Genomic DNA, 25,646 nt, shown 5'->3' on the forward strand with positions numbered 1-25,646 from the left:
TTATCTTTATACTATTGGGCGAGACGTATTGAACGGTCGAATGTTGGTGTAACGGGAAATCTCAAGTGAAGTTCATAAAGCGATTATTAATACTTGCAATGATTTGCATAATCCTTGGAGTCGGTACAATTTTTGGGTTTTATCTTTATGTGAAGCCTGAACTACCGGATGTTGCAACATTGAAAAATGTCGAGCTGCAAACGCCGATGCAGGTCTACAGCGCCGACGGCAAACTGATTTCACAGTTTGGTGAAAAGCGCCGTATTCCGCTGTCGCTCAATGACATCCCGCCGCAGATGATTAACGCCATCATTGCAACGGAAGACAGCCGTTACTACGACCATCCGGGCATCGACCCTATCGGTATTGCCCGAGCCGCCTTCGTAGTTGCCGTTTCAGGCTCTGCCAAGCAGGGGGCAAGTACCATTACCCAGCAGCTGGCGCGTAACTTCTTTCTCTCCAACGAGAAAAAGATCATGCGTAAAGTTAAAGAGATTTTCATCGCCATCCATATCGAACAGCTGCTGAGCAAAGATGAGATTCTGGAACTCTACCTCAACAAAATTTATCTGGGTTACCGCGCCTATGGTGTCGGTGCCGCCGCCCAGGTGTACTTTGGTAAAGAAGTTAACCAACTGACCTTAAGTGAAATTGCCATCATCGCCGGCCTGCCGAAAGCGCCGTCGACCATGAACCCGATTTACTCCCTCGACCGTGCCACCACCCGCCGTAACGTGGTGCTGAGCCGTATGTTCGACGAAGGTTACATTACCCAATCTGAACTTATTCAGGCGAAATCAGAGCCGATTATCGCCCGCTACCATGGTGCCGAAATCGAACTGAATGCCCCGTACTTTGCAGAGCGCGCCCGGGCATGGCTGGTCGAACGTTACGGGGAAGATGCCTACACCTCAGGCATGCGCATTTACACCACCGTTGATCCGAAACTACAGCGCGCCGCCCAACAAGCAGCTATCAACAACCTGCTGGCCTACGACCAGCGCCATGGTTTCCGCGGTGCCGTCGCCACCCTGTGGCAACCTGAGCAAATGGCCTGGAATCAGGACAAAATCATCAGCCACCTGAAAAAACAGCCAAGCTACGGTGACCTACTGCCAGCCGTTGTCATCGCAGTCAACGATAAAACAGCGGATATGATCACCAAAGACGGCGAGCAACAGACTATCAACTGGGATGGTATGAAGTGGGCCCGCCGCTTTATGACAGACAAACGTCAGGGGCCGGTACCGAAAGCAGCCGCCGATATCCTGGCACCTGGTCAGCAAATCTGGGTTCAGCAAAAAGAGCAGAGCTGGGTACTGAGCCAGGTACCAGATGCCAACACGGCTTTCGTTGCTGTTTCACCGCAAAACGGTGCGGTCAAAGCCATGGTGGGTGGTTTCAACTTCGTACACAGTAAGTTTAACCGTGCTACTCAGTCGATTCGCCAGGTAGGTTCAAGCATCAAGCCATTTATCTACTCTGCAGCACTGGATAACGGCATGACTCTGGGCACCCTGATCAACGATGCACCGATCAACCGCTGGGATCAGAGCATGGGAACAGCATGGCGTCCAAAGAACTCACCACCAACTTATAACGGCCCGACCCGTCTTCGCCTTGGCCTGGCCCAGTCGAAGAACGTGATGGCGGTGCGTGTACTGCAAAGTGTCGGCCTGGACCAGACTATCAGCTACCTGACCCGCTTTGGCTTCAAACGGAAAGATCTGCCTCGTGCTGAAGCAATTGCCCTGGGGGCAGGAAGCCTGACCCCGCTGGAAATGGCGCAGGGCTTTGCCGTCTTTGCCAACGGCGGCTACTTTGTTGAACCGTACTTCATCGAACGAGTCGAAGATGCCTACGGCAACCTGGTTTACCAGGCTCACCCGAACATCGCCTGCAATGCCGACTGCCAGCTGGAACAACAGCAAGCCGGCCACGTAGTCGCAGCCAGCCGTGCGGTACTGAATGACATCGCCATCAGCGAACAGGAACTGGGGGCTGGCGGCAGTGCGATTGAAAAAGACAACCAGACGGAGCACTTTGCACCTCAGGTGATCTCTGAGCAAAACGCATTCCTGGTTCGTGAAATGATGACCAGTAATATCTGGGGCGGTGGTGACTGGCGCCATGGCACCGGTTGGAACGGTACTGGCTGGCGTGGTCAGGTACTGAAACGTCGCGATATCGGTGGTAAAACCGGTACCACTAACGATTCAAAAGATGCCTGGTATTCAGGTTTCGGCCCGAACATTGTCGCAACCGCCTGGGTGGGCTTTGATAATCACAGCCGTGCTCTGGGCCGGACAGGTTGGAACAATAACCTGGACAAGAACCAGACCAGTGGTGCTGAAGCCGGTGCCAAGACAGCCCAGCCAGCCTGGATTTCCTTTATGAAACAGGCACTGGAAGATGTTCCGGTACAGCGCAAGCAACTACCTGCTGATATCGTGAAAGTGCGCATCGACCGTGAAACCGGCAAGCTCAGCAACCATAACGACTACACGTCAATGTTTGAGTATTACGAGAAAGGCACAGAGCCGACAGAATTAGTCGGTGAAGGCGGCTCGGAGACAATCTTCGACGCTGACAGCTCAAACGAACTGTTCTAACGCCTTCAAATACCTGCACAAAAAGAGCGCCAATCGGCGCTCTTTTTTATACATGCTTATTGCTCTATTTATTCAGGCTTATTCCAGTGCCAGTCGTTCAGCCAAATGGTCGTGGATTGTTTGGGCTATTTTTTCATAGCGAGCCCGTAGTGGAGAGCCCGGACGATAAGCGAGAGTGATCAACCGGGTAGGTACCGGCTCACACGCCTTGATATAGCTGATACCATCCCGGCTTTTCTCACCCGGTGTTGCCAGCTTAGGCAGCAAGGTGATGCCACTACCAGCTGCCACCATATTACGCAGCGTCTCTAGGCTGGTCGCCTTGAAGCTGCCATCTTCACGGGCTCCAGCTGCAAAACAAAATCCCATAGCCTGATCTCGCAAGCAGTGACCATCACCTAGCATAAGCAGGGTTTCACCGTTAAGCGCCTCCATTGCCAGCTCTTCCTGTCCGGCCCAGGGGTGTTCGTCCGGTACGGCTAGCACCATCGGCTCATGATAAAGCGGGATCTCCTTAAACTGCTCAGTTTCTTTTACCGCCGCAAGAATAATGCAGTCCAGCTTACCGGTTTCCAGCTGCTCAACTAACTGATGGGTCTGGGCCTCGTGAAGGAACAATTCCAGCTTCGGGAAAGCTTCCTTGAGTAAGGGAATAATGTGCGGCAGCAAGTAAGGGCCGACCGTCGGAATAAAACCGATATGCAGCGGCCCGGCCATCGCCTCCCCCTGCTGGCTGGCAAGCTCGGTAAAGACTTTTATCTCCATCAGCACTTTTTGCGCCTGGGCTACCAGGCTCAGCCCGGCATCGGTAAATAGCACCCGGCGACTGCTACGTTCCAGCAGGGCCACACCCAGCTCATCTTCCAGTTTGCGGATCTGGCCGCTCAGTGTCGGCTGGCTGACAAAACACGCCTCTGCAGCTTTTCTGAAATGCTGATGCTCAGACAGCGCTACCAAATATTCAAGATCCCGGATATTCATGCTCACCTGTTTTTAATAGGTTTAAACTATCAATACTATAGTTTCAAACGATTAGAGCTATCAAGCCGAAAACGACATAATCATCACATCAAAAGGGAGCTGTGAAGAGTAAGCTCCGGTTGACAGAAACAACCCATTAAATATCAACAAGGTTATTAAAGGAAAAGATTATGTTCGCATCTAAAGAAGGCCAGGCAATCCCACAAGTTACTTTCCACACTCGCCAGGGCGACCAGTGGGTAGACATCACAACCGACGAGCTGTTTGCCAACAAGACTGTTGTGGTATTCAGCCTGCCGGGCGCGTTCACCCCAACCTGTTCATCAAGCCACCTGCCTCGTTACAACGAGTTGGCATCAGTATTTGCTGAACACGGTGTGGATGACATCCTGTGTGTCTCTGTTAACGACACCTTCGTAATGAATGCATGGAAAGCAGATCAGGAAGCTGAAAACATCACCTTCATCCCAGACGGTAACGGTGAGTTCTCTAAAGGCATGGGCATGCTGACAGACAAAGAAGAGCTAGGCTTCGGTCCTCGTTCATGGCGCTACAGCATGCTGGTGAAAAATGGCGTTATCGAGAAGATGTTCATCGAAAACGAAGAACCAGGCGACCCGTTCAAAGTGTCTGATGCCGATACTATGCTTCAGTACATCGCACCAGAGCACAAACTACAGGAATCAATCACTGTATTCACCAAACCTGGTTGTCCATTCTGTGCCAAAGCAAAACAGAACCTGATTGACAAAGGCCTGCAGTTTGAAGAAGTGATTCTGGGCAAAGATGCAACAACTGTCAGCCTGCGTGCAGTATCTGGCCGCAGCACCGTACCTCAGGTATTCATCGGTGGTAAGCACATCGGTGGTAGCGAAGAACTGGAAGCATACCTAGGCTAATCCACATAACTAAAAAACGGCGGGGCAACATAGCCCCGCCAAATTAACCGGATACACAGCCCTTAAAAAAAGACCTGATTGGAGAGAGTGAAATGAGAACCCTGAATGTTGATGTTGCCGTTATCGGCGGCGGTACTGCCGGACTTGGCGCTTATCGTGCAGCCAAAGCCCATACCGACAGCGTTGTGATGATTGAAGGCGGCCCATACGGCACCACTTGTGCCCGCGTCGGTTGTATGCCGTCCAAACTGTTAATCGCGGCAGCAGAAAGCGTTCACCAGATCGAAAAGGCACCGGGATTTGGTGTCCACCCGCAAGGCGAAATCGTGATTAACGGCCGTGAAGTGATGGACCGAGTTAAACGCGAGCGTGACCGCTTTGTCGGCTTTGTTCTGGAAGGGGTAGATGAAATTCCGGCTGCAGACAAAATTGTCGGTTATGCAAAATTCCTCGACAACAATACCCTGATGGTTGATGACCATACCCAAATCACCGCTAACCGCATTGTGATTGCAACCGGCTCCCGCCCGGCTTATCCGGCGGTATGGAATGAACTCGGCGATCGCCTGATCATCAACGATGACGTTTTTAACTGGGATGATCTGCCGGAATCTGTCGCAGTCTTCGGCCCTGGCGTTATTGGCCTGGAACTAGGTCAGGCACTGAAACGACTGGGCGTGAAAGTGGTAATGTTCGGTATCGGAGGCCAAGTTGGCCCGCTCACCGACCCGGAAGTGATGGCTTATGCCGACAAGACCTTTAATGAAGAGTTCTATCTCGATGCCGACGTTAAAGTCGAAAGCATGAAGCGCCAGGGCGACAAAGTTGAAATCCAGTATCTGGGTAAAGACGGTGAGCTGAAAACTATCAATGTCGATTACGTACTGGCAGCCACCGGCCGTCGCCCGAATGTCGATAAACTGGCTATTGAAAATACCGCTGTCGAGCTGGATGCACGCGGTGTCCCGGTTGCTGATCACTTTACCCTGCAAACATCGGTTGATTCGATTTTCATTGCCGGTGATGCCAGCAACCAGCTGCCACTGCTACACGAAGCAGCCGATCAGGGTCGTATTGCCGGAGACAATGCAGGACGCTTCCCGGATATCCGAGCCGGCCTGCGCCGCTCAAAAATCTCAGCGGTCTTCTCTGATCCGCAACTGGCGATGGTCGGTGAAAGCTACAAGGAAATCACCGAGCGCCTGAGAACCTGCGGCTGCTTTGAAATCGGTGAAGTTTCATTTGAAAACCAGGGCCGCTCACGAGTGATGCTGCGTAACAAAGGCTTGCTGCGTGTCTACGGTGAGCACGGTACCGGCCGCTTCCTGGGAGCTGAAATGATGGGACCGAATGCCGAACACCTGGCGCACCTGCTGGCTTGGGCACACCAAAGCAAGATGACGGTAGCCGAAATGCTGGATATGCCTTTCTACCATCCGGTTATTGAAGAAGGTGTCCGCACTGCATTGCGCGATCTGAATGCCAAACTGCATCTGGGCCCGGAAATGATCAAACACTGTCTTGATTGTGGCCCGGGCTGCTAAGCCAAGCGCTTTGGTCAGAAGGTTCAAAAGACAAAGACACGATTATCACTCTCCTGCACTACCGATTATGCCCTCCTCCCGGAGGGCTTTTTTCGTTACAATCATCAACAGCCAATATTCATCGGCAACAAGGAACCGCAATGGGCTGTCGCAACTGCAAAGCAACCAACCTGATCAGACAAAAACTCGGCCGCTGCCGTCAGTGCATGATCCAGCTGACAGTGCTGAGCCTGTGTAGCTGGGGAGCCTGGTTCTACTTCTATTTACCCACCCCGAAAGTGGTTGAGTCCATTACTTTGCTCTTTGCTGCCTCCTGCTTCAGCCTGTTACTGTTAGCCCACTTCGTCGTTGCTCTTGCACTCAGGATGAAGAAAAAAAACCGCCAGCAGCAAACTGCGCCATAAGCAGCCCTTCACATCATCTCACTTTCAATTGCTTAATGATGAAAAAAGCCGATGCCCCGCGTCTGCGAGTCACCGGCCTGATATTGTTCAACTTTGTTGCAACGTTCAGATTGCGCCAGCTCCGTCAGGCTACATTCACGACACGAATTTGCTGTTCCTGATCCAGTCGCACTTCCAGCGCCACTTCATCACAAGCATGCTGACGCGGGCAGCGCTCACAGTCTTTCATTACTTTCTCCGGCAACAGCGACTTTGATGTCGGCGTGAAGCCCTGCTTCATAAAGAATTCCGGAACACGGGTCAGCACAAAGACTGTTTTGATCGCCATCTGATCCGCTTTTTCAATCAGGTGATCGACAATCGCCTTGCCCTGCCCCTGATGCTGCCAGCCGGCCTCGACCCCCAGCGAGCGGATTTCGGCCAGGCCGGAATCATAAACATAAAGCGATGCACAGCCAGTCACAGTGCCATGGTGTTCAGCAACGGCAAACGAGCCGATATCACGCACCAGTTCATTACGCATCCGAGGTAGGTTCTCGCCCAATCCGGCCCAGTAAGCCACCATGCCTTCAATTGCATCAAGATCCGTCAAACGGGCACCACGCACCTTAACACCCGGAGAGTACCGTTTCTCCAGCCGCTTCTCCGCCTGGCCAATCGCATAATCGACCTGATTCGGAGCAACACCACCCAAGGCACAACGTTTCTCAAGACAGGAATCAATCGTCAGGATGGCATAAACATCCTCATCAATTACCGGCGAAAACGCCTTCATCTCCTCAAGAGACAACTCTTCCAACGCGCAGCCTTTATCAATGGCTGCCACCACAGCAACACCTACAATATGGTGTGCTTCACGGAACGGTATCCCCTTGGCAACCAGGTAATCTGCCAGTTCAGTAGCATTCGAGTAGCCCTGCATCGCCGCTTCCAGCGTCCGGTCCTTATTGACCTTGATACCGTCAAAGCACAGCGCCGCCATTTCCATGCAGTCATTCCAGCTGTCCAGAGCATCGAACAGCCCTTCCTTGTCTTCCTGCATATCTTTGTTATATGCCAGAGGCAGAGCTTTAACCGTCATCATCATCCCGGTCATGGCACCGTATACCCGGCCACATTTACCTCGGATCAACTCCAGCGCATCCGGGTTTTTCTTCTGCGGCATCAGTGATGAGCCAGATGTCACGGTATCGGCCAGTTCGATGAAATTCGACTCACCGGAGTTGTAGAAGATCAGATCTTCTGCCATCCGTGACAGGTGCAGCATCGAAATTGAAGCCGTCGACAACAGCTCCATCACATGATCCCGATCCGAAACCGAATCCAGACTGTTACGGGTGGCACGGTGGAAACCCAAGCTGTGAGCCAGCATTTCCCGGTCAATTGGGTACGCAGTTCCGGCCAGCGCACCGGAGCCGAGCGGACAGGTATCCAAACGGTGCAGTGCATCCTGAAGGCGCGAGTAGTCACGCTCGAACATTTCAACATACGCCAGGCACCAATGGGCAAACGTCACCGGCTGGGCACGCTGCAAATGGGTATAACCCGGCAGTACCGTTCCCTGATGATCTCGGGCTACCGTTACCAACTGGTTTTGCAGTTTATCCAGCATCAGCAATAGCTGCTGGCCCTGCTGGCGGCACCATAATTTCAGGTCAGTCGCCACCTGATCGTTACGGGAACGACCGGTATGCAGCTTCTTACCCAGATCCCCGACTTTGCTGATCAGCTGCTGTTCAACCCAACTGTGGATATCCTCGGCATCGGACTGGAGAATTTGCTGCGGGTCTTCCATTACCGCCAGCTTGAGCTCATTCAGTGCCAGCTCCAGCTTCTGCTGCTCCTCCTCCGTCAGGACACCAACCTGACGCAATGCCTTTGACCAGGCAATAGAACCAACGATGTCTTGCTCCGCCAGGCGGTAATCAAAACGCAGGGAATCGTTGAACTGCTTAAACCGGGTGTCAGCTGCCTGACTGAATCGTCCGCCCCATAATGCCATGGCACTTCTCCTATACTTCGCTACTCAACTTGCTCATTAGTGTTTTATTGCTTTTTCTTCTGTTCGTTTAACGCACGAATACGACTGGCTAGCGAGTACAGGCGGATAAATCCTTCTGCGTGGCTGTGGTCATAAACCTCATCTTCACCGAAGGTCGCAAACTCTTCCGAATACAGGCTGTTGAGCGAGCGTTTCTGAACCACAGTAACTTGACCTTTATACAGTTTCACTACAACTTCACCGCTCACATCCTGAGCAAGCTCATCGGCCGCAGCCAGCAAAGACTTACACAGCGGTGTGAACCAGCGACCGTCATAAATCAGGTGTGAGGCTTTCAGGCCAATGCTCTGACGGAACTCGTAAGATTCTTTATCAAGCACCAGCTGTTCAACCGCACGCAACGCTTCCATCATGATGGTGCCACCCGGGGTTTCGTAACAACCACGGGATTTCATACCGACCAGACGGTTCTCAACAATATCGATACGGCCGACACCGTGTTCTGCACCTTTCTCATTCAAGTAAGTCAGGGCATTGAACGGAGACATGACTTCACCGTCGACGGCAACCACTTCGCCTTTTTCCACAATAAGCGATACGGTTTCCGGCTTTTCAGGTGCCTGTTCCGGATCTTTGGTCCATACCCAGCACAGCTCGTTCGGCTGGTTCCAAGTATCTTCCAGTACACCGCCTTCTGTTGAAATGTGCCAGGCATTGGCATCACGCGAGTAGATTTTTTCCAGTGAAGCCGTACACGGAATATCACGCTCAGCAAGGTAATCCAGCAAAGCTTCACGGCTGCGCAGATCCCACTCACGCCACGGAGCAATGACAGTAAGCTGGGGAGCCAGTGCTGCGTAAGCACTTTCAAAACGCACCTGATCGTTCCCTTTACCGGTACAGCCATGACACAGAGCATCGGCACCCACTTCCAGTGCACACTCAACCTGAGCCTTGGCGATGATAGGACGAGCCATCGAGGTACCGAGCAGGTACTTACCTTCATAAACCGCACCGGTCTTAAGGCTCGGGTAAATATAATCCGCTACCATCTCTTCTTTCAGATCAGCGATGTAACAGGCAGATGCCCCTGATGCCAGCGCTTTCTCCTCAATGCCTTCCAGCTCAGCGTCGCCCTGACCGACATCGGCAACAAAGGCAACTACCTCACAGTCATAATTTTCCTTCAGCCAGGGAATGATGGCTGATGTGTCCAAACCGCCGGAATAGGCCAATACGACTTTACTTACCTTGCTCATAATGCTCTCCTCACTGCCTTTTCGACGGTCATCCCGTACAGGCGAAATTCATTGCAAAAATGGTTAATTAATCTTTATGGTTCCGGCAGCGCGATTCAGCCCGCCGGATAAAATTTAAACTGAGAATCAAACCGAAAACCGGGTACCGATACTCTGACCTTCAAACAGGTTCGCCAGCTTGTCCGGGTAACGCCAGGTTGCCACTTCAATAGGACGGCCAAGGGCTTTGGCGGCCTCAAACGCGGCACGAACCTTGACTACCATGCCGTCGGTAATCACCGCCTGGGTGATCAGCGTTTCCGCTTCCTGCTCAGTCAGGCTGGCAATCAGGTGTCCTTTACCGTCAAGTACCCCGCTGACATCCGACAGCAACACCAGCTCAGCATCCAGGGTCGCCGCAACAGCCACCGCTGCCTGATCGGCATTGACGTTCATCAGCTCGCCGTTACTGTCGAGGCCAATGGAACTGATGATTGGCAAATAACCCGCAGCCATGATCTGGCTGACCAGGGCACTGTTTCCGGGCGTTGCCTTACCCACCGCGCCCAGCTCCGGATCCAGCTCAGAAACCTGACACAGACCGCCGTCAGCCAGGCTAAGGCCAACCGCTGCAACACCGGATTTGATCGCCTGCCCCTGCAAAACCTTATTTGCCGTCCCAGCCAGCGCCCCGGCAACCAAAGGGATCTGCTCTTTCGGTGTTACTCTGAGCCCTTCTTTTTTTACAGTCTCAAACTGCAGCTGTGTCATCAGCTCATCAACCAGGGAACCGCCGCCGTGAACCAGCAGCAATGGACGCTGGGCCTTGACCTGATACTCGCCAATCGCGCTGAAAAGCTTCTCAAGCGTGTCAGTGCACGACAGCACAGCACCACCTAACTTAATAACCAAAGGAACCTGACTCATGGTGTTATCTCCTAAACCAACGCCGTCAGCGCCGGGAATTCATTTCGAATATTTATGCACTGTATCGCTTGCGACGATGCACCTTTCAGTAAGTTATCAATCGCTGATGTTAAAATGATGTGCTGATCTTGTAGTAGCCAGCCAATATCGCAAAAGCAAGTATTAACAACATTTTGGATACTTGCCGCCTGCCCGCCGAGTAATCTGACGGCATTTGGCTCATCCTGGTGCTGATAGGCCTTGGCCATAGCGGCAGCGACTTGCTCCTCACCAACACCGGGCAACAGTTTGGCTGTAATCGTGGCCAGGATGCCGCGTTTGAAGTTGCCGAGATGGGGAGTGAAGATCACCTCACAGTCCAGGTGAGAAGCTATCTCTGGCTGGTGCCTGTGATTAAAAATCCCGTAGGCCTGCAGGCTGACTTCGCAGAAGCTGTTGGTCAGTGTGGCTTTACGCCCGGCGCCGGATACCCCGCTGACCGCGTTGATCACCGGCCACTGCGCCTTGTCGATAAGTCCGGCTTCCAGCAGTGGCTTCAGTGCCAACTGTGAAGCTGTCGGATAACAGCCGGGCACCGCAACCAACTGAGCATTCTTGATCGCATCGCTGTTCCACTCAGCCAGCCCGTAAACCGCCTGCTCAAGCCAGTGGGTATGCTGATGCTCAAAGCCGTAGTAATCACTGTAAAAACTGTCGCCTTGAACCCGGAATGCCCCAGATAAATCAAACACCTGACAACCCGCGGCAAGAAAAGCCGGGGCCAGATCATGGCTAACCTCATGGGCAGTCGCGAGCAACACGATATCGGCACTCTCGACCACCGCAGCCACATCAACCAGTGGCTGAAGCGGCAGATCAATAATGCCTTTCAGCTGGCCATGCAGCTCACTGATAGGTTTATTGGCATCCAGGCTCTGTGCCGAAACATACAGCCCGGCAAGATGAAGGTGGGGATGCAGGTGCACCATTTTTGCCAGCTCTGCGCCGGTGTAACCGCTGGCACCGATAATCAGGGTGTTCAACATAGTTAGTTCCGTCTTGTGATTTGCTAATTGTTAGCGAGTTAGTGGTAAAACTTGCTGTTTGTGAATGTGCTGCAGGTGCAGCAGAAGATGGGGCGCACAGTGGCACCAGGCGAATGAGACTTAGCGTCGTCGGAGGGAATTCAGATTGTGAATGCTCGCCTGGTTCATGTTAATGACTTCCTACAATTACCGTCTTTCATCTATGCTTTGGACTGACTGTATCATTTCGCATTCGAGAGCAAAATAAAATTAAATTTCTATTCACCCTGAGTGCATTATTATGTTTACCGTCTGTTTTATACCCTGTCAACAGCAAATGTGAAAAAAGTTGCTAAACGGAGTAAGCAAAGAAAGGAATGAGAAAGGTGTAACAAGCGAAAAAAGCAGGGGAAAGGCGCGTAGACACTGGCTTTTCGTGTCTTTGGTGACTCGTTTTTACGAAACTTTGTTACAGTTTGGTTCTTATATCATGACAAAAATCAATGTAGATTCGATTTCTTATCGGTAAATGTAATCAAAGTTGACCTGAAAGTGGGATCACGGATAGATTGTCACTAACATATAGTGAATTGGATGTAACAAAATTACGAGATGGAAGCGATATGAACGAAAGGTACAGCGCGTTAAGAAGCAATGTCAGTATGCTCGGCCACCTGCTGGGTAATACCATCAAAGATGCGCATGGCGAACCACTGCTGGAAAAAGTGGAAGCCATACGCAAACTATCTAAATCTGCCCGCGCAGGAAATCAGGATGATCGCCAGAAGCTGATTGATGAACTGCAGAACCTGCCTGACGATCAGCTGCTACCTGTTGCTCGTGCTTTCAGCCAGTTCCTAAACCTCACCAATATTGCCGAGCAGTACCACACGGTGTCCCGTCACTGTGAAGAGCATATCTGCAAACCGGATGCAGTCGATGCGCTGTTTGGCAAACTCAAAGACAGCGACATCAGCCAGTTAGATTCAATCCAGGCTGTCCGTGATCTGAAAATCGACCTGGTTCTGACAGCGCACCCGACGGAAATTGCCCGTCGCACCATGATCCACAAGCTGGTACAAATCAATAAGTGCCTGTCCAAACTGGAACTGAGCGAACTGTCTAACCGTGAGCGCCACCGCACTGAACAACGTCTGGAACAGCTGATTGCCCAGGCCTGGCATTCTGACGTGATCCGTAAACAACGCCCGACCCCGCTTGATGAAGCTAAATGGGGTTATGCCGTGGTTGAAAACTCATTGTGGCAAGCTGTACCGGAATTCATGCGTCAGTTTGATGAAAAGCTGACGGATCACCTTGGTGAAGGCCTGCCGATTGATGCTGCTCCGGTTAAGTTCTCATCCTGGATGGGCGGTGACCGTGACGGCAACCCGTTTGTGACGTCTAATGTCACCCGAGAAGTACTGCTTCTGTCACGCTGGAAAGCGGCAGACCTGTACTTGGCTGATATCCAGGAGCTGGTCAGCGAGCTATCGATGGTTGAGTGTAATGCTCAGGTCCGCGAACTGGCCGGTCACGAGCACGAACCTTACCGTGCCATTCTGAAAGATCTGCGCACCAAGCTGACCAATACCCGTGATGTGCTGGATGCGAAAATCAAAGGACTGGCGGTACCGAATTTCGGCATTATCGATCACGAAGATCAACTGTGGAACCCGCTCCACGCCTGTTACCAGTCACTGCATGAGTCAGGTATGGGCATCATTGCTGACGGCCTGCTGCTGGACGTACTGCGCCGCATCAAATGTTTCGGCATCCACCTGGTACGCCTGGATATCCGTCAGGAAAGCACCCGTCACTCAGATGCTATTTCCGAGATGACCCGATACCTTGGTCTGGGTGACTATGACCACTGGAGCGAGCAAGATAAAGTTGCCTTCCTGGTTCGCGAGCTGGCCTCCAAACGCCCGCTGTTGCCACGCGACTGGGAACCGTCACCGGAAGTCAAAGAAGTTATCGAAACCTGCCAGGCGATTGCCGAGCAACCACGCGAGGCCCTGGGTGCTTATGTTATCTCCATGGCCCGTACCGCTTCGGATGTGCTAGCCGTCCACCTGCTACTTAAGGAAGCCGGCTGTACCTTCCGCATGGATGTCTGCCCGCTGTTTGAAACCCTGGAAGACCTTAACAATGCCGAGTCGGTAATTCGCCAACTGATGAACATCGACTGGTATCGCGGTTTCATCCAGAACTTCCAGATGGTGATGATCGGCTACTCTGACTCCGCCAAAGACGCCGGTGTCATGGCCGCAGGCTGGGCACAATACGCCGCAATGGAATCCCTGGTTGATGTCTGTGAAGAAGCTGGCGTAAAACTGACCCTGTTCCACGGTCGCGGCGGCTCTATCGGCCGTGGTGGTGCACCGGCTCATGCCGCCCTGCTCTCTCAGCCGCCACGCAGCCTCAAAGGCGGTATGCGCGTAACGGAGCAAGGTGAGATGATCCGATTCAAGCTTGGCCTGCCGGAAGTGGCAGTCAACAGCCTGAACCTGTATGCCAGCGCCATCCTGGAAGCCAACCTGCTACCGCCACCGGCACCGAAGCAGAGCTGGCGTGAACTGATGGATGTACTATCTGAGGTTTCCTGCGAGGCCTACCGCAACGTGGTACGCGGCAACGAAGAATTTGTTCCTTACTTCCGTGCGGCAACACCTGAACTTGAACTGGGCAAACTGCCGCTGGGTTCGCGTCCGGCTAAACGTAATCCGAAAGGTGGTGTAGAAAGCCTGCGTGCTATCCCGTGGATTTTCGCCTGGAGCCAGAACCGCCTGCTGCTGCCAGCATGGCTGGGTGCCGGCGAAGCTATCCAGTATTCCGTCGATAAAGGCCACGCCAAACAGCTGGAAGAAATGTGCCGGGAATGGCCGTTCTTCTCTACCCGCCTGGGTATGCTGGAGATGGTTTACACCAAGACCAACATCGGTATCGCGCAGTACTATGACCAGCGCCTGACTGACAAGTCACTGTGGCCGCTGGGTCAGCAATTACGCGATCAGCTGCAAAAAGACATCAAAGCAGTCCTGAATGTAGAAAACAGCGACCACCTGATGGAGCAGGATCCATGGGGCGCGGAATCCATTCGCCTGCGTAGCATCTACGTTGAGCCACTGAACATGCTTCAGGCCGAGCTGCTGTACCGTACCCGCCAGCAGGAGCAACCTTCTCCGATGCTGGAAGAGGCTCTGATGGTCAGCATTGCCGGTATTGCTACCGGTATGCGCAACACCGGCTAACCGCTGACAACTAATACTTTCGGGGTATATAAAGAAGGCCACCCGTTGTTCGGGTGGCCTTTTTAGTATTATTTACGGTAAATTACACCGTTTGGACAACACAAATACACATCAAGAGGCATAACAGTAATTATTTTGCCTCCGGCTCAATATTGAGACGAAATGTAACTAGTCGCATAGTCTAAATTGGTTACAAGCACTGTGAATCAAAGTGAATCTCGCGATATTGCAGTGCGCCGTAAGCATTGAGATATAGACTAACATCACAAGATGAACAATTGACCGTTGTCCAAAATGATTATTATCACTTATTGGTGTCGATAAAGATCACATTGAAGTGTATGCTACGTGATCTCGATCAGGCACTGCAACAAGACGATTATAACAAACGCCATAAGAGCGAAAGGGTAACGTCCGTCTGATTGTTTTTTTATATTTGTAGTATTTTAACGGATAGAAGAGATGTCACTACCACACGTCATTTTGACCGTGCTGAGCAATCGCGATGCAACCGGTTACGATATAACAAAAGAATTTTCCCACAGTATCGGCTACTTCTGGAAAGCCAGCCACCAGCAGGTTTACCGTGAGCTGAACAAGATGGCTACCAACAACCAGGTAACCTGTAAGCTGGAGCCTCAGGAAGGCAAACCTGACCGTAAAGTATACTCAATCACAGATCTTGGCCGTCAGGCGCTGTTCGAGTGGTTCCAGGAGCCTGCTCGTAATCCAACCATCCGTGATGAGTTCTCAGCTAAACTGCTGGTTTGCGGTGTTTACAACTCTGAGCCAATGCAGCAGCAGCTTGAAGGGCTTATTGAAGAGTCACACACCCTGATGAACCACTACCACGAGCTGGAAAAAGTTCATTTCGCCGATTACAAAAACATGGACCGCCAGGCACGCCTTGACCGTCTGACACTGCGTCGCGGTATCCACAACCGCCAGGCGTGGATCGACTGGGCTGAAGAAGTGCTGGCTGAACTGAAAGACATGGATAGCGCAGACAGCAAGGTTGCCCTGAACGGCTAATTGCCTGTCGCATCTATATAAAGTAAAAAGCCGCTGAGTCAGCGGCTTTTTTAATATCTTGTTTCTAGGCTCTGTCCTTACTGAGCTTCTGCCTGGGCCCGAACGCCTAGCGTATGACAGATAGCGTAAGTCAGCTCAGCACGGTTCAATGTATAGAAGTGGAAATCCTTCACCCCTTCACGACTCAGCACCCGAACCATATCAATTGCATTGCTGGCACCGACCATCTGGCGGCTCAGCAAATCATCATCCAGCCCTTCATACTGCTTTTCCAGCCAGCCTGGAATTTTTACATTATTGGCTAAAGCAAAGCGCTTGGCCTGCTTCATATTGGACACAGGTAGAATCCCCGGTACGATTTCCACATCAATCCCGGTTGCCACACAACGGTCACGAAAACGCAGGTAGCTTTCAATATCAAAAAAGAACTGGGTTATTGCTCGGCAGGCACCGGCATCGACTTTACGCTTCAGGTTGATAAGGTCGGCCTGGGCACTTTTGGCTTCAGGGTGCACTTCAGGGTAAGCCGCAACGGAGATATCAAAGTCGGCTTCTTTACGCAGCAACTCCACCAGGTCGACGGCATACATATCCGGCTTCACGCCTTTTTCCGGCAAATCGCCGCGCAGGGCTACAATATCGCGAATACCGTTATTCCAGTAATCGCGGGCAATCGCACGCAATTCATCACGGGTAGCATCGATACAAGTCAGATGCGGCGCAGCCACCAGCCCGGTCTGCTCTTTGATATCTTTGATAATGGAGTGAGTACGGTCACGCTCTCCCGAGTTCGCCCCGTAGGTTACCGATACAAACTTAGGCTGTAGAGTTTTCAGGCGGTGAATCGAGTTCCATAGCGTTTTTTCCATCGCCTCACTACTTGGCGGAAAAAATTCAAATGAAACATTGATATCACCGTTGATATCAGCAAGGTTCTGGTTCAGCACATCAATATGGCTTGCGTGAGAATACCCCATAGTCTCTTCCTTCCTGTTCTGGCCCCTGGCCTGCTCCCTGAATCGTAACGCCTTGAATAACCATTTAGACGTCTATATGTCTACAGGATGTATTGTAACCAATTTGAAGTCAACAAAGTGATCATGAATATTTCTCAAGTTCAAATTGCATAATCTTCAACATAGTAAACCGACACGAAATAAGCAAAAGCCCGCAAGATGCGGGCTTTTTATTGCAAATAAGAACAAAGTTCCAACTGAGAAAAACAAGACAGATATTGATTCTAGCTTCTTTGTATTCAGAGCGATCATCAACCAATTTAAGTTACTGAAGCAAAGCCGCCAGCCGATTAATATCCGAAAGCAATGCGCCGGCAGTAACATCCCTGCCAGCACCGGGACCACGGATCACCAGCGGATTATCACGATACCAGCCGCTTTCAATGGCAAAGATATTGTCACACGGCAGCAAATTCGCCAGTGCATGCTCTTTAGGCAACGCTTCCACACCAACCGCAGCTTTCCCCTTACGATCCAACCGGGCAATATAGCGCAATACCTTGCCTTCCTTTTGTGCCTTAGCCAATCGCTCACCCAGCATGGCATCAAGCTCTCCGGTCTGTTCAAAAAAGGCATCCAGACTCAATGCTTCCAGCTCGTCCGGCACCAGGGATTCAACCCTGATCTGTTCCGGCTCCAGGTCCAAGCCAGATTCCCGAGCTAAAATCACCAGCTTGCGCATCACATCACTACCATCTAAATCCCGCCGCGGATCCGGCTCGGTCAGTCCCTGCTGCCAGGCTTGCTCCACCAAATAAGAAAACGGCGCTGAACCATCATATTGCTGGAACAGCCAGGAAAGAGTACCGGAGAAAATCCCGGACAAAGCGATAATCTCATCGCCACTCTCCTGTAAGTCCCGAACTGTATGGTTGACCGGCAACCCGGCACCCACAGTGGCATTGTAGAGCCAGTGACGGCTGCTTTTGGCAAAGGCGTCCTGTACCGCACGAAATTGTGTCCCCGGAGCCGAACCAGCCACCTTATTGGCCGAAATCAGATGCAACCCGCTTTCGGCAATTTGCGGATATTTTGCCGCCAACTGGGCACTGGCCGTCACATCCAGCACCACTAAATCATCGTAGGGATGAGTTGCCAGCATCTGCAGCAATTCACCTTCTCCATACTCGGTAGCCTCATCATCAAACGCAGTCAGTGCCCGCGACGGCTCCAGTCCGTCAAAATCAATCCAGTGACGATTGCTGTCTGCTACCCCGACCAGGGTAAAGCTCTTGCCATGACGTTTCTCCAGCGCCGACTTCTCTCGCTCAAACAATTCAAGCCAGCGGCTGCCGATATTCCCCTTACCACACAATACCAGACCGATACGTTTCTGAGCCTGGAACAAGCCCTGGTGGATTTGCCCGACCAAGGCATCAGTATCAGCCTTACGAAGAACCGCCACCAGGCTCAACCCGGAATCTGATTCTGTGACAAACTCCACCGGCTGAGTTTTCAATTGCTGATAAAAACCATAGCAATGCACCGCATTGTTCACCACTCCGGCACCAACGGCTGCGACAAGGGTAAATCCGTCACGCAGACGCAACTCTGCCGCGACACCAGCATCCTGCAACACGGCAAGCACACCGTTGACAACTTCTGCGGTATAGGCCAAACGTATCCGCCCCTGATCCGACTCAGCACTGAGTGCCAATGGCTGAAGCTGAGCGCGCTCTAACGTGCGGCCCAGTTCGGTCAGAATGACCTCAAAATCATGGGAACGGGCAACATCAAGTTCAATCAGGCAGACATCATCCAGTGAAGTGATAATTTTGGCTCCCCGACCTGAAGCCAGCACCCGTTCTACCCGGGTCGAGCCGGATTCCGGCTGCAAACTACAACGCAGAGTCAGATCAATGGCACTCTGTGCCACCGGCTGCAAAGTCCGACTGTGAAGCACCGGAGCTGCCAGCCGGGCTAACTCGTTCGCTTCATCGAGTCGCAGCAGCGGCAACAGGCAGGCATCCCCGACTTTACGCGGATCGGCACTGTACACCCCGGCCACATCACTCCAGATAGTCACCCAGCCCACTTCCGCCAGCGCACCGATAACGGTCGCCGAATAGTCCGAGCCGTTACGGCCCAAGAGTACGGTTTCCCCGGCCTGGTTACGGGCCATAAAACCGGTGATAACGATCCTGTGCAGGCTGTGCTGAGCCAACTGAGTTTTCAACAACGGCCAGGAGGCGGCACGATCCACTTCCGGCTGGGTGGCACATTCCGCCCGCAAAAACATTCTAGAATCGAGCCAGACAGCAGGCATGGACTGCACTTCCAGTACCGCCGACAACAACCGGGCCGACCAAAGCTCACCATGACCCAGTACATCTGCCACCACAGCTGCTGTTAAATCAGAATCCGTCAGAGATGCCAGCTGGGCCAACTCAAGATGCAGTTGGGTTGCCAGCTCATCGGCGACACAGCCACTGAGCAATGCCTCAATCAGACCTTGCTGGTACTGACGGATCTCCTGCAACACCTCATGGGCGTGACGGCCGTCTTTCCCCAGCAGCTCAGTCCAGGCGATCAATTGGTTAGTTGTCTTACCGGCAGCCGAGACGACAATCAGATCATCACTGCCGGAGTATTCCTGCAAAATTGCGGCGACCCGACGGTAACACTCAGGATCGACAAGGCTGCTGCCACCAAATTTATGTAGCTGTCGTTGTACTGGCTGGCTCATCCTTTTACCTCCGCCGCTTTAGTAAATGCCTGATCCAGATCGGCAATCAGATCATCAGGATCTTCAAGACCGACCGAAAGGCGCAGTAATGATGGTTTGATCCCGGCTTCTGCCTGAGCTTCATCTGACATTGCCCTGTGGGTCATACTGGCCGGATGGGCAATCAGACTTTCAGTTCCGCCCAGCGACTCAGCCAGCGAGAAAAACTTCAGCGTCTTAACAAATTCCGCCAGCTGTTGCTCGCTCCCGTCCAGCTCAAAACTCAGCATCGAGCCAAAGCCATGCTGCTGTTTTAATGCAATCTCGTGACCGGGATGTTCTGTCAGGCTTGGATGGTAAATCTGTCCCACCAACGGCTGGGTTTGCAGGTACGCCAGAATCCGGGCACTGTTTTCTTCATGCGTCTTCATCCTCGGAGCCAGAGTCCGTAGCCCGCGCAGGGTCAGGTAAGCATCAAACGCCGCCCCGGTCGCTCCGATACAATTCGCCCACCAAGCCAGCTCCTCGGCCTGTTCAGCCTCTTTGGCAATCAGCACACCGCCGACGACATCGGAATGACCATTGATATATTTGGTGGTGGAATGAACGACGAAATCAGCCCCGAGAGCAATCGGCTGCTGCAAGATGGGCGACAGGAAAGTGTTATCTACCGCGACCAGAGCCCCCACCTTTTTGACCTTCTCACAAAGTGCCGCTACATCAATCACCCTCAATAACGGATTAGACGGAGTTTCGACCCACACCAACTTAGGATTTCTGGCCAGCGCGGCGCTGAGCGCTTCAGGATCCCCCTGATCAACAAAGGTCACATTAAAGTCCCCTTTCCGTGCCCGGGAATCAAACAAACGGTACGTCCCGCCATAGCAGTCATGCGGGGCAACAATTAAATCATCCGGGCCGAGCAAAGCCGATACCAGCAAATTGATGGCAGATGTGCCACAATTGGTAACAATACCGCCGGCACCGCCCTCCAACTCAGATAACGCTTCTGCCAGCATATTTCGGGTTGGGTTGCCTGAGCGGGAATAATCGTATTGAGGAACTTCCCCCATTTGTGGGAAGCTGTAGGTTGAAGTGAGATATATCGGTGGAACCACCGCATTAAACTGGGTATCAGTACAGATCCCGGCGCGTACGGCAACGGTCGCTGGCTTCTTGTCACTCATAGTTACTTTCCTTGTCTGAGACTGGCCTTGCCTTGACTAACTTTTAAGCAACAACATTAGCCAGAATAATTTAAGACGTCAACACTTCTAGACGTCTATATGTCTTTGCTTATGGCGGTAAATCCCGCTAAAATTCCCCCATATATTCTTTTAACAAGTCCAACATCGCTGAGAAGGTAGAAAATGGCAGAGTGGAATGGCGAATACATTAGCCCATATGCGGAACACGGTAAGAAAAACGAACAAGTAAAGAAAATCACTGTTTCGATTCCATTGAAGGTTCTGAAAATCCTGACTGATGAACGTACACGCCGTCAGATCAATAACTTGCGTCACGCAACAAACAGTGAATTGCTGTGTGAAGCCTTCCTGCATGCCTACACTGGCCAACCATTACCGACTGATGAGGACATCCGTAAAGATCGTCCGGATGACCTGCCGGCTGAAGCCAAAACGAAAATGGAAGAGATGGGCATCAAGCCAGAAGACATCAACGAATAAGCGGCGTCTTCCTAACCACAAGAACAAAAAAACCAGCCCGATGGCTGGTTTTTTCATATCCGAAGTCTTATCGACAACAATATTAGATGTTTTCCATGTAACCCGCCGGCATTGCAATCTGCGCAACACCTGAGTCAACAGCAGCCTGAGCAACCGCTTTAGCAACGCGAGGAAGCAGGCGCGGATCCATTGGCTTAGGAATGATGTACTGAGAACCAAACTCAAGTTTGTCAGCACCAGCCGCTGCAACCACTTCCGCCGGTACCGGCTCTTTTGCCAATTCGCGGATAGCATTCACCGCCGCCAGTTTCATTTCATCGTTGATCTGGCTGGCACGAACATCCAGCGCACCACGGAAAATGAACGGGAAGCAGATAACGTTATTCACCTGGTTCGGGTAGTCTGAACGACCGGTACCCATGATCAGATCATCACGCACTTCGTGCGCCAGCTCAGGTTTGATTTCAGGATCAGGGTTTGAACATGCAAATACAACCGGCTTGTCAGCCATCAGCTTCAGCGATTCAGGAGCCAGCAGGTTCGGACCAGATACACCAACAAAGATATCAGCACCTTCAATCACATCTTCCAGCGTGCGCTTGTCAGTGTTGTTAGCAAACAGCTGCTTGTATTCGTTGATATCATCGCGACGAGTATGGATAACACCTTTACGGTCAAGCATGTAGATTTTCTCGCGCTGGGCACCACACTTAATAAGCAGCTCCATACACGCCACAGCAGCCGCACCAGCACCCAAGCAGACAATCACAGCTTCGCTAATCTCTTTGCCCTGCAGTTCCAGCGCATTCAGCATTCCAGCCGCAGTTACAATAGCAGTACCGTGCTGATCATCATGGAAAACCGGTACCTGACAACGTTCAATCAGGCGCTTTTCAATTTCAAAACAATCCGGTGCCTTAATATCTTCCAGGTTAATACCACCGAAGGTATCAGCGATGTTCGCAACCGTATCAACAAACTCGTCGATAGTACGGTGCTTCACTTCGATATCAATTGAATCAAGACCAGCAAAACGCTTAAACAGCAGTGACTTACCTTCCATTACCGGCTTAGACGCCAGCGGACCAAGGTTACCCAGGCCAAGGATAGCCGTACCGTTGGTAATTACTGCAACCATGTTGCCTTTACCAGTGTACTTGTAAACGTTCTCGGCGTTTTGTGCGATCTCACGGACTGGTTCAGCCACACCCGGGCTGTATGCCAATGCAAGGTCTTCAACCGTGTTTGCCGGTTTAGTCAATTCAACGGCAATTTTGCCTGGTACCGGGTAAGCGTGATAGTGAAGTGCCTGTTGGCGAAAATCTTCTGACATAGTGTTCCTGATCCTGAATGAAAATGATGTTCAGTTCGGTAATGAGAGCTAGATCATATTCTATAGTGATACAAAATCATAGCGAGGCTCAGCTGGTCGAGCCAATAATCCCAACCCGCCGACTCAGGTATTACATATTTTTGATATCACGACAAGAAAATGGGTAGTTTTCGTGCTACTTGAGGATAAGAAAATTAAATAATGAACAAGGCGAGAATAAATGAAGGATAGCAGATATAAAAAAAGGGATGCTTTCGCATCCCTTTTTATCGGAATTCATCTGGCAATTACTTGCTAGAAAGAGCACCGAAACGCTTGTTGAACTTGTCGATACGACCGCCAGTGCTAACCTGACGCTGCTTACCAGTGTAGAACGGGTGGCACTTGTCGCATACATCTAGGTTGATGTCTTTACCTAGAGTAGAGTTGAATACGAAAGTGTTGCCGCAAGAACATTTAGCGTTCACTGCTGTGTATTCTGGGTGAATACCTTGTTTCATGGGATAACCTCAATATGTAAGGCCGTGTCGCTCTCCCGATCCAAAGCCGGGCACCACACGTCATTAATAACAGGATAACGTATTACCATCAGCAAGCTGATATCAATACGCTAAATTCAGGCGGCGTATAGTAATCAATCAAACCGCCGAGATCAACCAATGCGCTCCTTTTTTCACCACTTTGCTGGCAATCGCCAAGCAAGGTACACTTCTTCATCTTAGTACATGCGGATTATGCGGTTAGTTATGACGCCCCAAATTGCCCGAGTGGCCCTCCCTGTTCCCCTGGATAAACAGTTCGATTATCTGATCAAGCCCGAGGCACGTCCTGTGATCGGCGGCCGGGTCAGGGTTCCCTTCGGCCGTCAGCAACTGGTCGGTATCGTCATGGCCATCACCGACAAATCCGATTTTCCGCTGAACCAGCTTAAAGCGATCTCTAGCGTGCTGGATCACCAGCCGCTATGGCAACCGCCCCTGTTTGGCCTACTGACCTGGGCCAGCAGCTATTACCAATACCCGCTTGGTGACACCCTGGCTAATGCCATGCCAACCCTGCTGCGCAAAGGGCGAGAAGCCTCACCGGCCAGCCTGAAAATGTGGCAAATAACAGAAACCGGACGCGACCAGTCGATTACCTCGCTAAAACGGGCACCACGTCAGGTGCAGGTACTTAATACCCTGCGCAATGGTAAAAGCAGCCATGAATCCCTGTTGGCCGACGAAGTCAGTACCGCCACTCTCAAAACTCTGAGCGATAAAGGCTGGATTCAGGCCATTGAAGAAAAGCCAGCCTCTACGGACTGGCTCAGGGATTTTGCGGTAACAGAAGAAAAGCCAAGGCTAAATGAAGAGCAGGCACTGGCGGTAGCGACCGTCAACGCCAGCCCGGAATTTGGCTGCTATTTATTGGAAGGGGTGACTGGCTCAGGCAAAACAGAGGTTTACCTCAACCTGTTGGAACCTGTGCTGGCGGCAGGGAAGCAAGCCCTGATCCTGGTACCGGAAATCGGCCTGACGCCGCAGACTATCAACCGCTTCCGCCGTCGCTTCAATGTACCGCTGGAAACAGTGCACTCCGGGCTGAATGATACCGAGCGGCTGTCAGCCTGGCTGGCCGGGCGCGATAACCAGGCCGGGATAATTATTGGTACCCGCTCCGCGCTGTTCACGCCATTCAGTAACCTCGGCATTATCATTGTCGACGAAGAGCATGATGGGTCTTACAAACAACAGGACAGCCTGCGCTACCACGCCCGTGATCTGGCTGTGATGCGGGCCAGCCGGGAGAACATTCCGGTGGTGCTCGGCTCAGCCACACCAGCGCTGGAAAGCCTGCATAATGCAAAAACCGGGAAATATCACCACCTGACCCTGACCCGCCGCGCCGGTAACGCCCAGCAGGCACGCCACGGGGTTCTGGATGTCAAAGGCCTTTACCTTGAGGCCGGACTGTCAGCACCGCTGATAGCCCGAATGAGAAAGCACCTAGATGCAGGAAACCAGGTAATGCTGTTCCTCAATCGCCGCGGTTATTCCCCGGCGATCATCTGTCATGAATGTGGCTGGCTGGCCGAATGTAAACGCTGCGATGCGTATTACACCTTCCACCAGCAGTCCGGTGAACTGCGCTGCCATCACTGTGCCACCCAGCGTCCAGTGATGCCTCAATGTGGTAACTGCGGCTCAACCCAGCTCAATGCAGTCGGCGTCGGCACCGAGCAGCTGGAACAGCAGCTGGCTACCCTGTTCCCCGAATACAAAACCGTCCGGATTGATCGCGACAGTACCCGTCGCAAAGGCAGTCTGGAAAGCTATCTTGAGGCAATTCGCAACAACGAATACCAAATCCTGATCGGCACCCAGATGCTGGCCAAGGGACACCACTTTCCGGATGTCACCCTGGTCGCCTTGATTGATGTCGACAGCGCCCTGTTCTGTAATGACTTCCGCGCTTCTGAGCGCCTGGCACAATTGTTTGTCCAGGTTGCCGGACGAGCCGGACGGGCGAGCAAACCCGGCGAAGTGATCCTTCAAACTCACCATCCGGAGCATGCCTTGCTCCAGGCTCTGCTGCATAAAGGCTATGATGAGTTCGCCGTCAGCGCCCTGGATGAGCGCAAACAGGCCTTCCTGCCACCTTATACTTACATGACATTGTTCCGCGCAGAAGCCAACAATAGTGAGCATGTTGAGCAGTTTTTACAGCAAGTTCGCGGCATTTTTGAATCCAGTCCAGTTTACAACCACGAAACACCGGTACTGGGACCGAATCCGGCCCCTTTGTCGCGCCGCGCCGGACGTTATCGCTGGCAGCTACTGGTTCAGGCACCAAACCGTAAGACCTTGCAACAGCTGCTTGCCATCGCCAAACCGGCGATTCAACTGCTCCCTCTAGCACGAAAAGTTCGCTGGTCAATCGATGTCGAACCGCAGGATTTAACTTAAAATGAACAATGCGATAGAAGTCACACAATGAATGTAATTTATGCTATTTTGGGCATGTTTAATCCGCCGGAGAGGGCCTACAATAGCAGGCTCGCTGGT

The 25,646-nt window shown here is 52.0% G+C and carries 18 protein-coding genes; 8 read left to right on the forward strand and 10 right to left on the reverse strand.

Going from position 1 to position 25,646, the window contains the following annotated elements; all coding sequences use genetic code 11:
* Positions 1–65 precede the first annotated feature (65 nt).
* Positions 66–2,612: a penicillin-binding protein 1A gene (locus C942_RS19225; RefSeq protein ID WP_036801207.1), complete on the forward strand. Its 2,547-nt coding sequence runs from the start codon at positions 66–68 to the stop codon at positions 2,610–2,612.
* Between the two features lie 78 nt (positions 2,613–2,690).
* On the opposite strand, the gene oxyR is transcribed toward C942_RS19225, so the two are convergent.
* A complete protein-coding gene (gene oxyR / locus C942_RS19230) occupies positions 2,691–3,593 on the reverse strand; it encodes a DNA-binding transcriptional regulator OxyR (RefSeq protein WP_007469300.1) in 903 nt (300 codons plus the stop codon).
* Between the two features lie 170 nt (positions 3,594–3,763).
* Between oxyR and C942_RS19235 the strand changes: the two genes are divergently transcribed.
* The 3 genes from C942_RS19235 to C942_RS19245 all read left to right on the forward strand — a co-directional run bounded on the left by C942_RS19235 (position 3,764) and on the right by C942_RS19245 (position 6,440).
* The gene (locus tag C942_RS19235; protein WP_007469301.1) at positions 3,764–4,492 is read left to right on the forward strand and encodes a glutathione peroxidase; all 729 of its coding nucleotides are present in this window, start codon (positions 3,764–3,766) and stop codon (positions 4,490–4,492) included.
* A gap of 92 nt (positions 4,493–4,584) precedes the next feature.
* Positions 4,585–6,036 carry a dihydrolipoyl dehydrogenase gene (locus tag C942_RS19240; protein WP_007469303.1) on the forward strand — a complete coding sequence of 484 codons (1,452 nt, stop codon included), beginning with the start codon at positions 4,585–4,587 and terminating at the stop codon, positions 6,034–6,036.
* Between the two features lie 140 nt (positions 6,037–6,176).
* Positions 6,177–6,440, forward strand: a complete 264-nt coding sequence (locus C942_RS19245; protein ID WP_007469305.1) for a DUF3624 domain-containing protein — start codon at positions 6,177–6,179, stop codon at positions 6,438–6,440.
* A 124-nt stretch (positions 6,441–6,564) separates the two neighbouring features.
* Here C942_RS19245 and argH read toward each other — a convergent pair whose 3' ends face one another.
* From argH to argC, 4 genes are all read right to left on the reverse strand, one after another.
* Positions 6,565–8,442 carry an argininosuccinate lyase gene (gene argH / locus C942_RS19250; protein ID WP_007469307.1) on the reverse strand — a complete coding sequence of 626 codons (1,878 nt, stop codon included), beginning with the start codon at positions 8,440–8,442 and terminating at the stop codon, positions 6,565–6,567.
* A 44-nt stretch (positions 8,443–8,486) separates the two neighbouring features.
* A complete protein-coding gene (locus C942_RS19255) occupies positions 8,487–9,701 on the reverse strand; it encodes an argininosuccinate synthase (protein ID WP_007469309.1) in 1,215 nt (404 codons plus the stop codon).
* A gap of 126 nt (positions 9,702–9,827) precedes the next feature.
* Entirely contained in the window at positions 9,828–10,607 is a 780-nt protein-coding gene (gene argB / locus C942_RS19260; RefSeq protein ID WP_007469311.1) for an acetylglutamate kinase, read from the reverse strand.
* A gap of 11 nt (positions 10,608–10,618) precedes the next feature.
* Positions 10,619–11,632: an N-acetyl-gamma-glutamyl-phosphate reductase gene (gene argC / locus C942_RS19265; RefSeq protein ID WP_007469313.1), complete on the reverse strand. Its 1,014-nt coding sequence runs from the start codon at positions 11,630–11,632 to the stop codon at positions 10,619–10,621.
* Positions 11,633–12,234: 602 nt separating this feature from the next.
* Here argC and ppc point away from each other — a divergent pair.
* On the forward strand, positions 12,235–14,865 hold the full coding sequence (ppc, locus tag C942_RS19270) for a phosphoenolpyruvate carboxylase (protein WP_007469315.1): 2,631 nt from the start codon (positions 12,235–12,237) through the stop codon (positions 14,863–14,865).
* Between the two features lie 462 nt (positions 14,866–15,327).
* Complete coding sequence (locus C942_RS19275) at positions 15,328–15,897, forward strand: PadR family transcriptional regulator (protein ID WP_007469317.1); 570 nt, start codon at positions 15,328–15,330, stop codon at positions 15,895–15,897.
* Between the two features lie 77 nt (positions 15,898–15,974).
* On the opposite strand, the gene metF is transcribed toward C942_RS19275, so the two are convergent.
* From metF to C942_RS19290, 3 genes are all read right to left on the reverse strand, one after another.
* Positions 15,975–16,874: a methylenetetrahydrofolate reductase gene (gene metF / locus C942_RS19280; protein ID WP_007469319.1), complete on the reverse strand. Its 900-nt coding sequence runs from the start codon at positions 16,872–16,874 to the stop codon at positions 15,975–15,977.
* Positions 16,875–17,178: 304 nt separating this feature from the next.
* Positions 17,179–19,599 carry a bifunctional aspartate kinase/homoserine dehydrogenase II gene (locus C942_RS19285; protein ID WP_007469322.1) on the reverse strand — a complete coding sequence of 807 codons (2,421 nt, stop codon included), beginning with the start codon at positions 19,597–19,599 and terminating at the stop codon, positions 17,179–17,181.
* Positions 19,596–20,765, reverse strand: a complete 1,170-nt coding sequence (locus tag C942_RS19290) for an O-succinylhomoserine (thiol)-lyase (protein ID WP_007469324.1) — start codon at positions 20,763–20,765, stop codon at positions 19,596–19,598. Before C942_RS19290 ends, C942_RS19285 begins: the two co-directional genes overlap by 4 nt.
* 183 nt (positions 20,766–20,948) lie before the next feature.
* On the opposite strand from C942_RS19290, the gene metJ reads away from it, so the two are divergent.
* Positions 20,949–21,266 carry a met regulon transcriptional regulator MetJ gene (gene metJ, locus C942_RS19295; RefSeq protein ID WP_007469326.1) on the forward strand — a complete coding sequence of 106 codons (318 nt, stop codon included), beginning with the start codon at positions 20,949–20,951 and terminating at the stop codon, positions 21,264–21,266.
* An 82-nt stretch (positions 21,267–21,348) separates the two neighbouring features.
* Here the strand turns inward: metJ and C942_RS19300 are convergent, their stop codons facing one another.
* Both C942_RS19300 and rpmE read right to left on the reverse strand, forming a co-directional pair.
* The gene (locus C942_RS19300) at positions 21,349–22,599 is read right to left on the reverse strand and encodes a malic enzyme-like NAD(P)-binding protein (RefSeq protein ID WP_007469329.1); all 1,251 of its coding nucleotides are present in this window, start codon (positions 22,597–22,599) and stop codon (positions 21,349–21,351) included.
* Positions 22,600–22,886: 287 nt separating this feature from the next.
* Complete coding sequence (gene rpmE, locus C942_RS19305) at positions 22,887–23,099, reverse strand: 50S ribosomal protein L31 (protein ID WP_007469331.1); 213 nt, start codon at positions 23,097–23,099, stop codon at positions 22,887–22,889.
* Positions 23,100–23,345: 246 nt separating this feature from the next.
* On the opposite strand from rpmE, the gene priA reads away from it, so the two are divergent.
* The gene (gene priA, locus C942_RS19310) at positions 23,346–25,547 is read left to right on the forward strand and encodes a primosomal protein N' (RefSeq protein WP_007469335.1); all 2,202 of its coding nucleotides are present in this window, start codon (positions 23,346–23,348) and stop codon (positions 25,545–25,547) included.
* The last annotated feature ends 99 nt before the right edge of the window (positions 25,548–25,646 follow it).

It is taken from the genome of Photobacterium marinum (assembly GCF_000331515.1).
In the GTDB taxonomy this organism is placed as follows: Bacteria; Pseudomonadota; Gammaproteobacteria; order Enterobacterales; family Vibrionaceae; genus Photobacterium; species Photobacterium marinum.

What these genes read in the sequence shown, in the direction of transcription:
- ppc (WP_007469315.1), top strand. Translation starts at nt 12,235, where the DNA reads ATGAACGAAAGGTACAGCGCGTTAAGAAGCAATGTCAGTATGCTCGGC.
- C942_RS19290 (WP_007469324.1), bottom strand. Translation starts at nt 20,765, where the DNA reads ATGAGTGACAAGAAGCCAGCGACCGTTGCCGTACGCGCCGGGATCTGT.
- argH (WP_007469307.1), bottom strand. Translation starts at nt 8,442, where the DNA reads ATGGCATTATGGGGCGGACGATTCAGTCAGGCAGCTGACACCCGGTTT.
- priA (WP_007469335.1), top strand. Translation starts at nt 23,346, where the DNA reads ATGACGCCCCAAATTGCCCGAGTGGCCCTCCCTGTTCCCCTGGATAAA.
- C942_RS19300 (WP_007469329.1), bottom strand. Translation starts at nt 22,599, where the DNA reads ATGTCAGAAGATTTTCGCCAACAGGCACTTCACTATCACGCTTACCCG.
- C942_RS19255 (WP_007469309.1), bottom strand. Translation starts at nt 9,701, where the DNA reads ATGAGCAAGGTAAGTAAAGTCGTATTGGCCTATTCCGGCGGTTTGGAC.
- C942_RS19245 (WP_007469305.1), top strand. Translation starts at nt 6,177, where the DNA reads ATGGGCTGTCGCAACTGCAAAGCAACCAACCTGATCAGACAAAAACTC.
- C942_RS19275 (WP_007469317.1), top strand. Translation starts at nt 15,328, where the DNA reads ATGTCACTACCACACGTCATTTTGACCGTGCTGAGCAATCGCGATGCA.
- metJ (WP_007469326.1), top strand. Translation starts at nt 20,949, where the DNA reads ATGGCAGAGTGGAATGGCGAATACATTAGCCCATATGCGGAACACGGT.
- metF (WP_007469319.1), bottom strand. Translation starts at nt 16,874, where the DNA reads ATGGGGTATTCTCACGCAAGCCATATTGATGTGCTGAACCAGAACCTT.
- argC (WP_007469313.1), bottom strand. Translation starts at nt 11,632, where the DNA reads ATGTTGAACACCCTGATTATCGGTGCCAGCGGTTACACCGGCGCAGAG.
- oxyR (WP_007469300.1), bottom strand. Translation starts at nt 3,593, where the DNA reads ATGAATATCCGGGATCTTGAATATTTGGTAGCGCTGTCTGAGCATCAG.
- C942_RS19240 (WP_007469303.1), top strand. Translation starts at nt 4,585, where the DNA reads ATGAGAACCCTGAATGTTGATGTTGCCGTTATCGGCGGCGGTACTGCC.
- argB (WP_007469311.1), bottom strand. Translation starts at nt 10,607, where the DNA reads ATGAGTCAGGTTCCTTTGGTTATTAAGTTAGGTGGTGCTGTGCTGTCG.
- rpmE (WP_007469331.1), bottom strand. Translation starts at nt 23,099, where the DNA reads ATGAAACAAGGTATTCACCCAGAATACACAGCAGTGAACGCTAAATGT.
- C942_RS19285 (WP_007469322.1), bottom strand. Translation starts at nt 19,599, where the DNA reads ATGAGCCAGCCAGTACAACGACAGCTACATAAATTTGGTGGCAGCAGC.
- C942_RS19235 (WP_007469301.1), top strand. Translation starts at nt 3,764, where the DNA reads ATGTTCGCATCTAAAGAAGGCCAGGCAATCCCACAAGTTACTTTCCAC.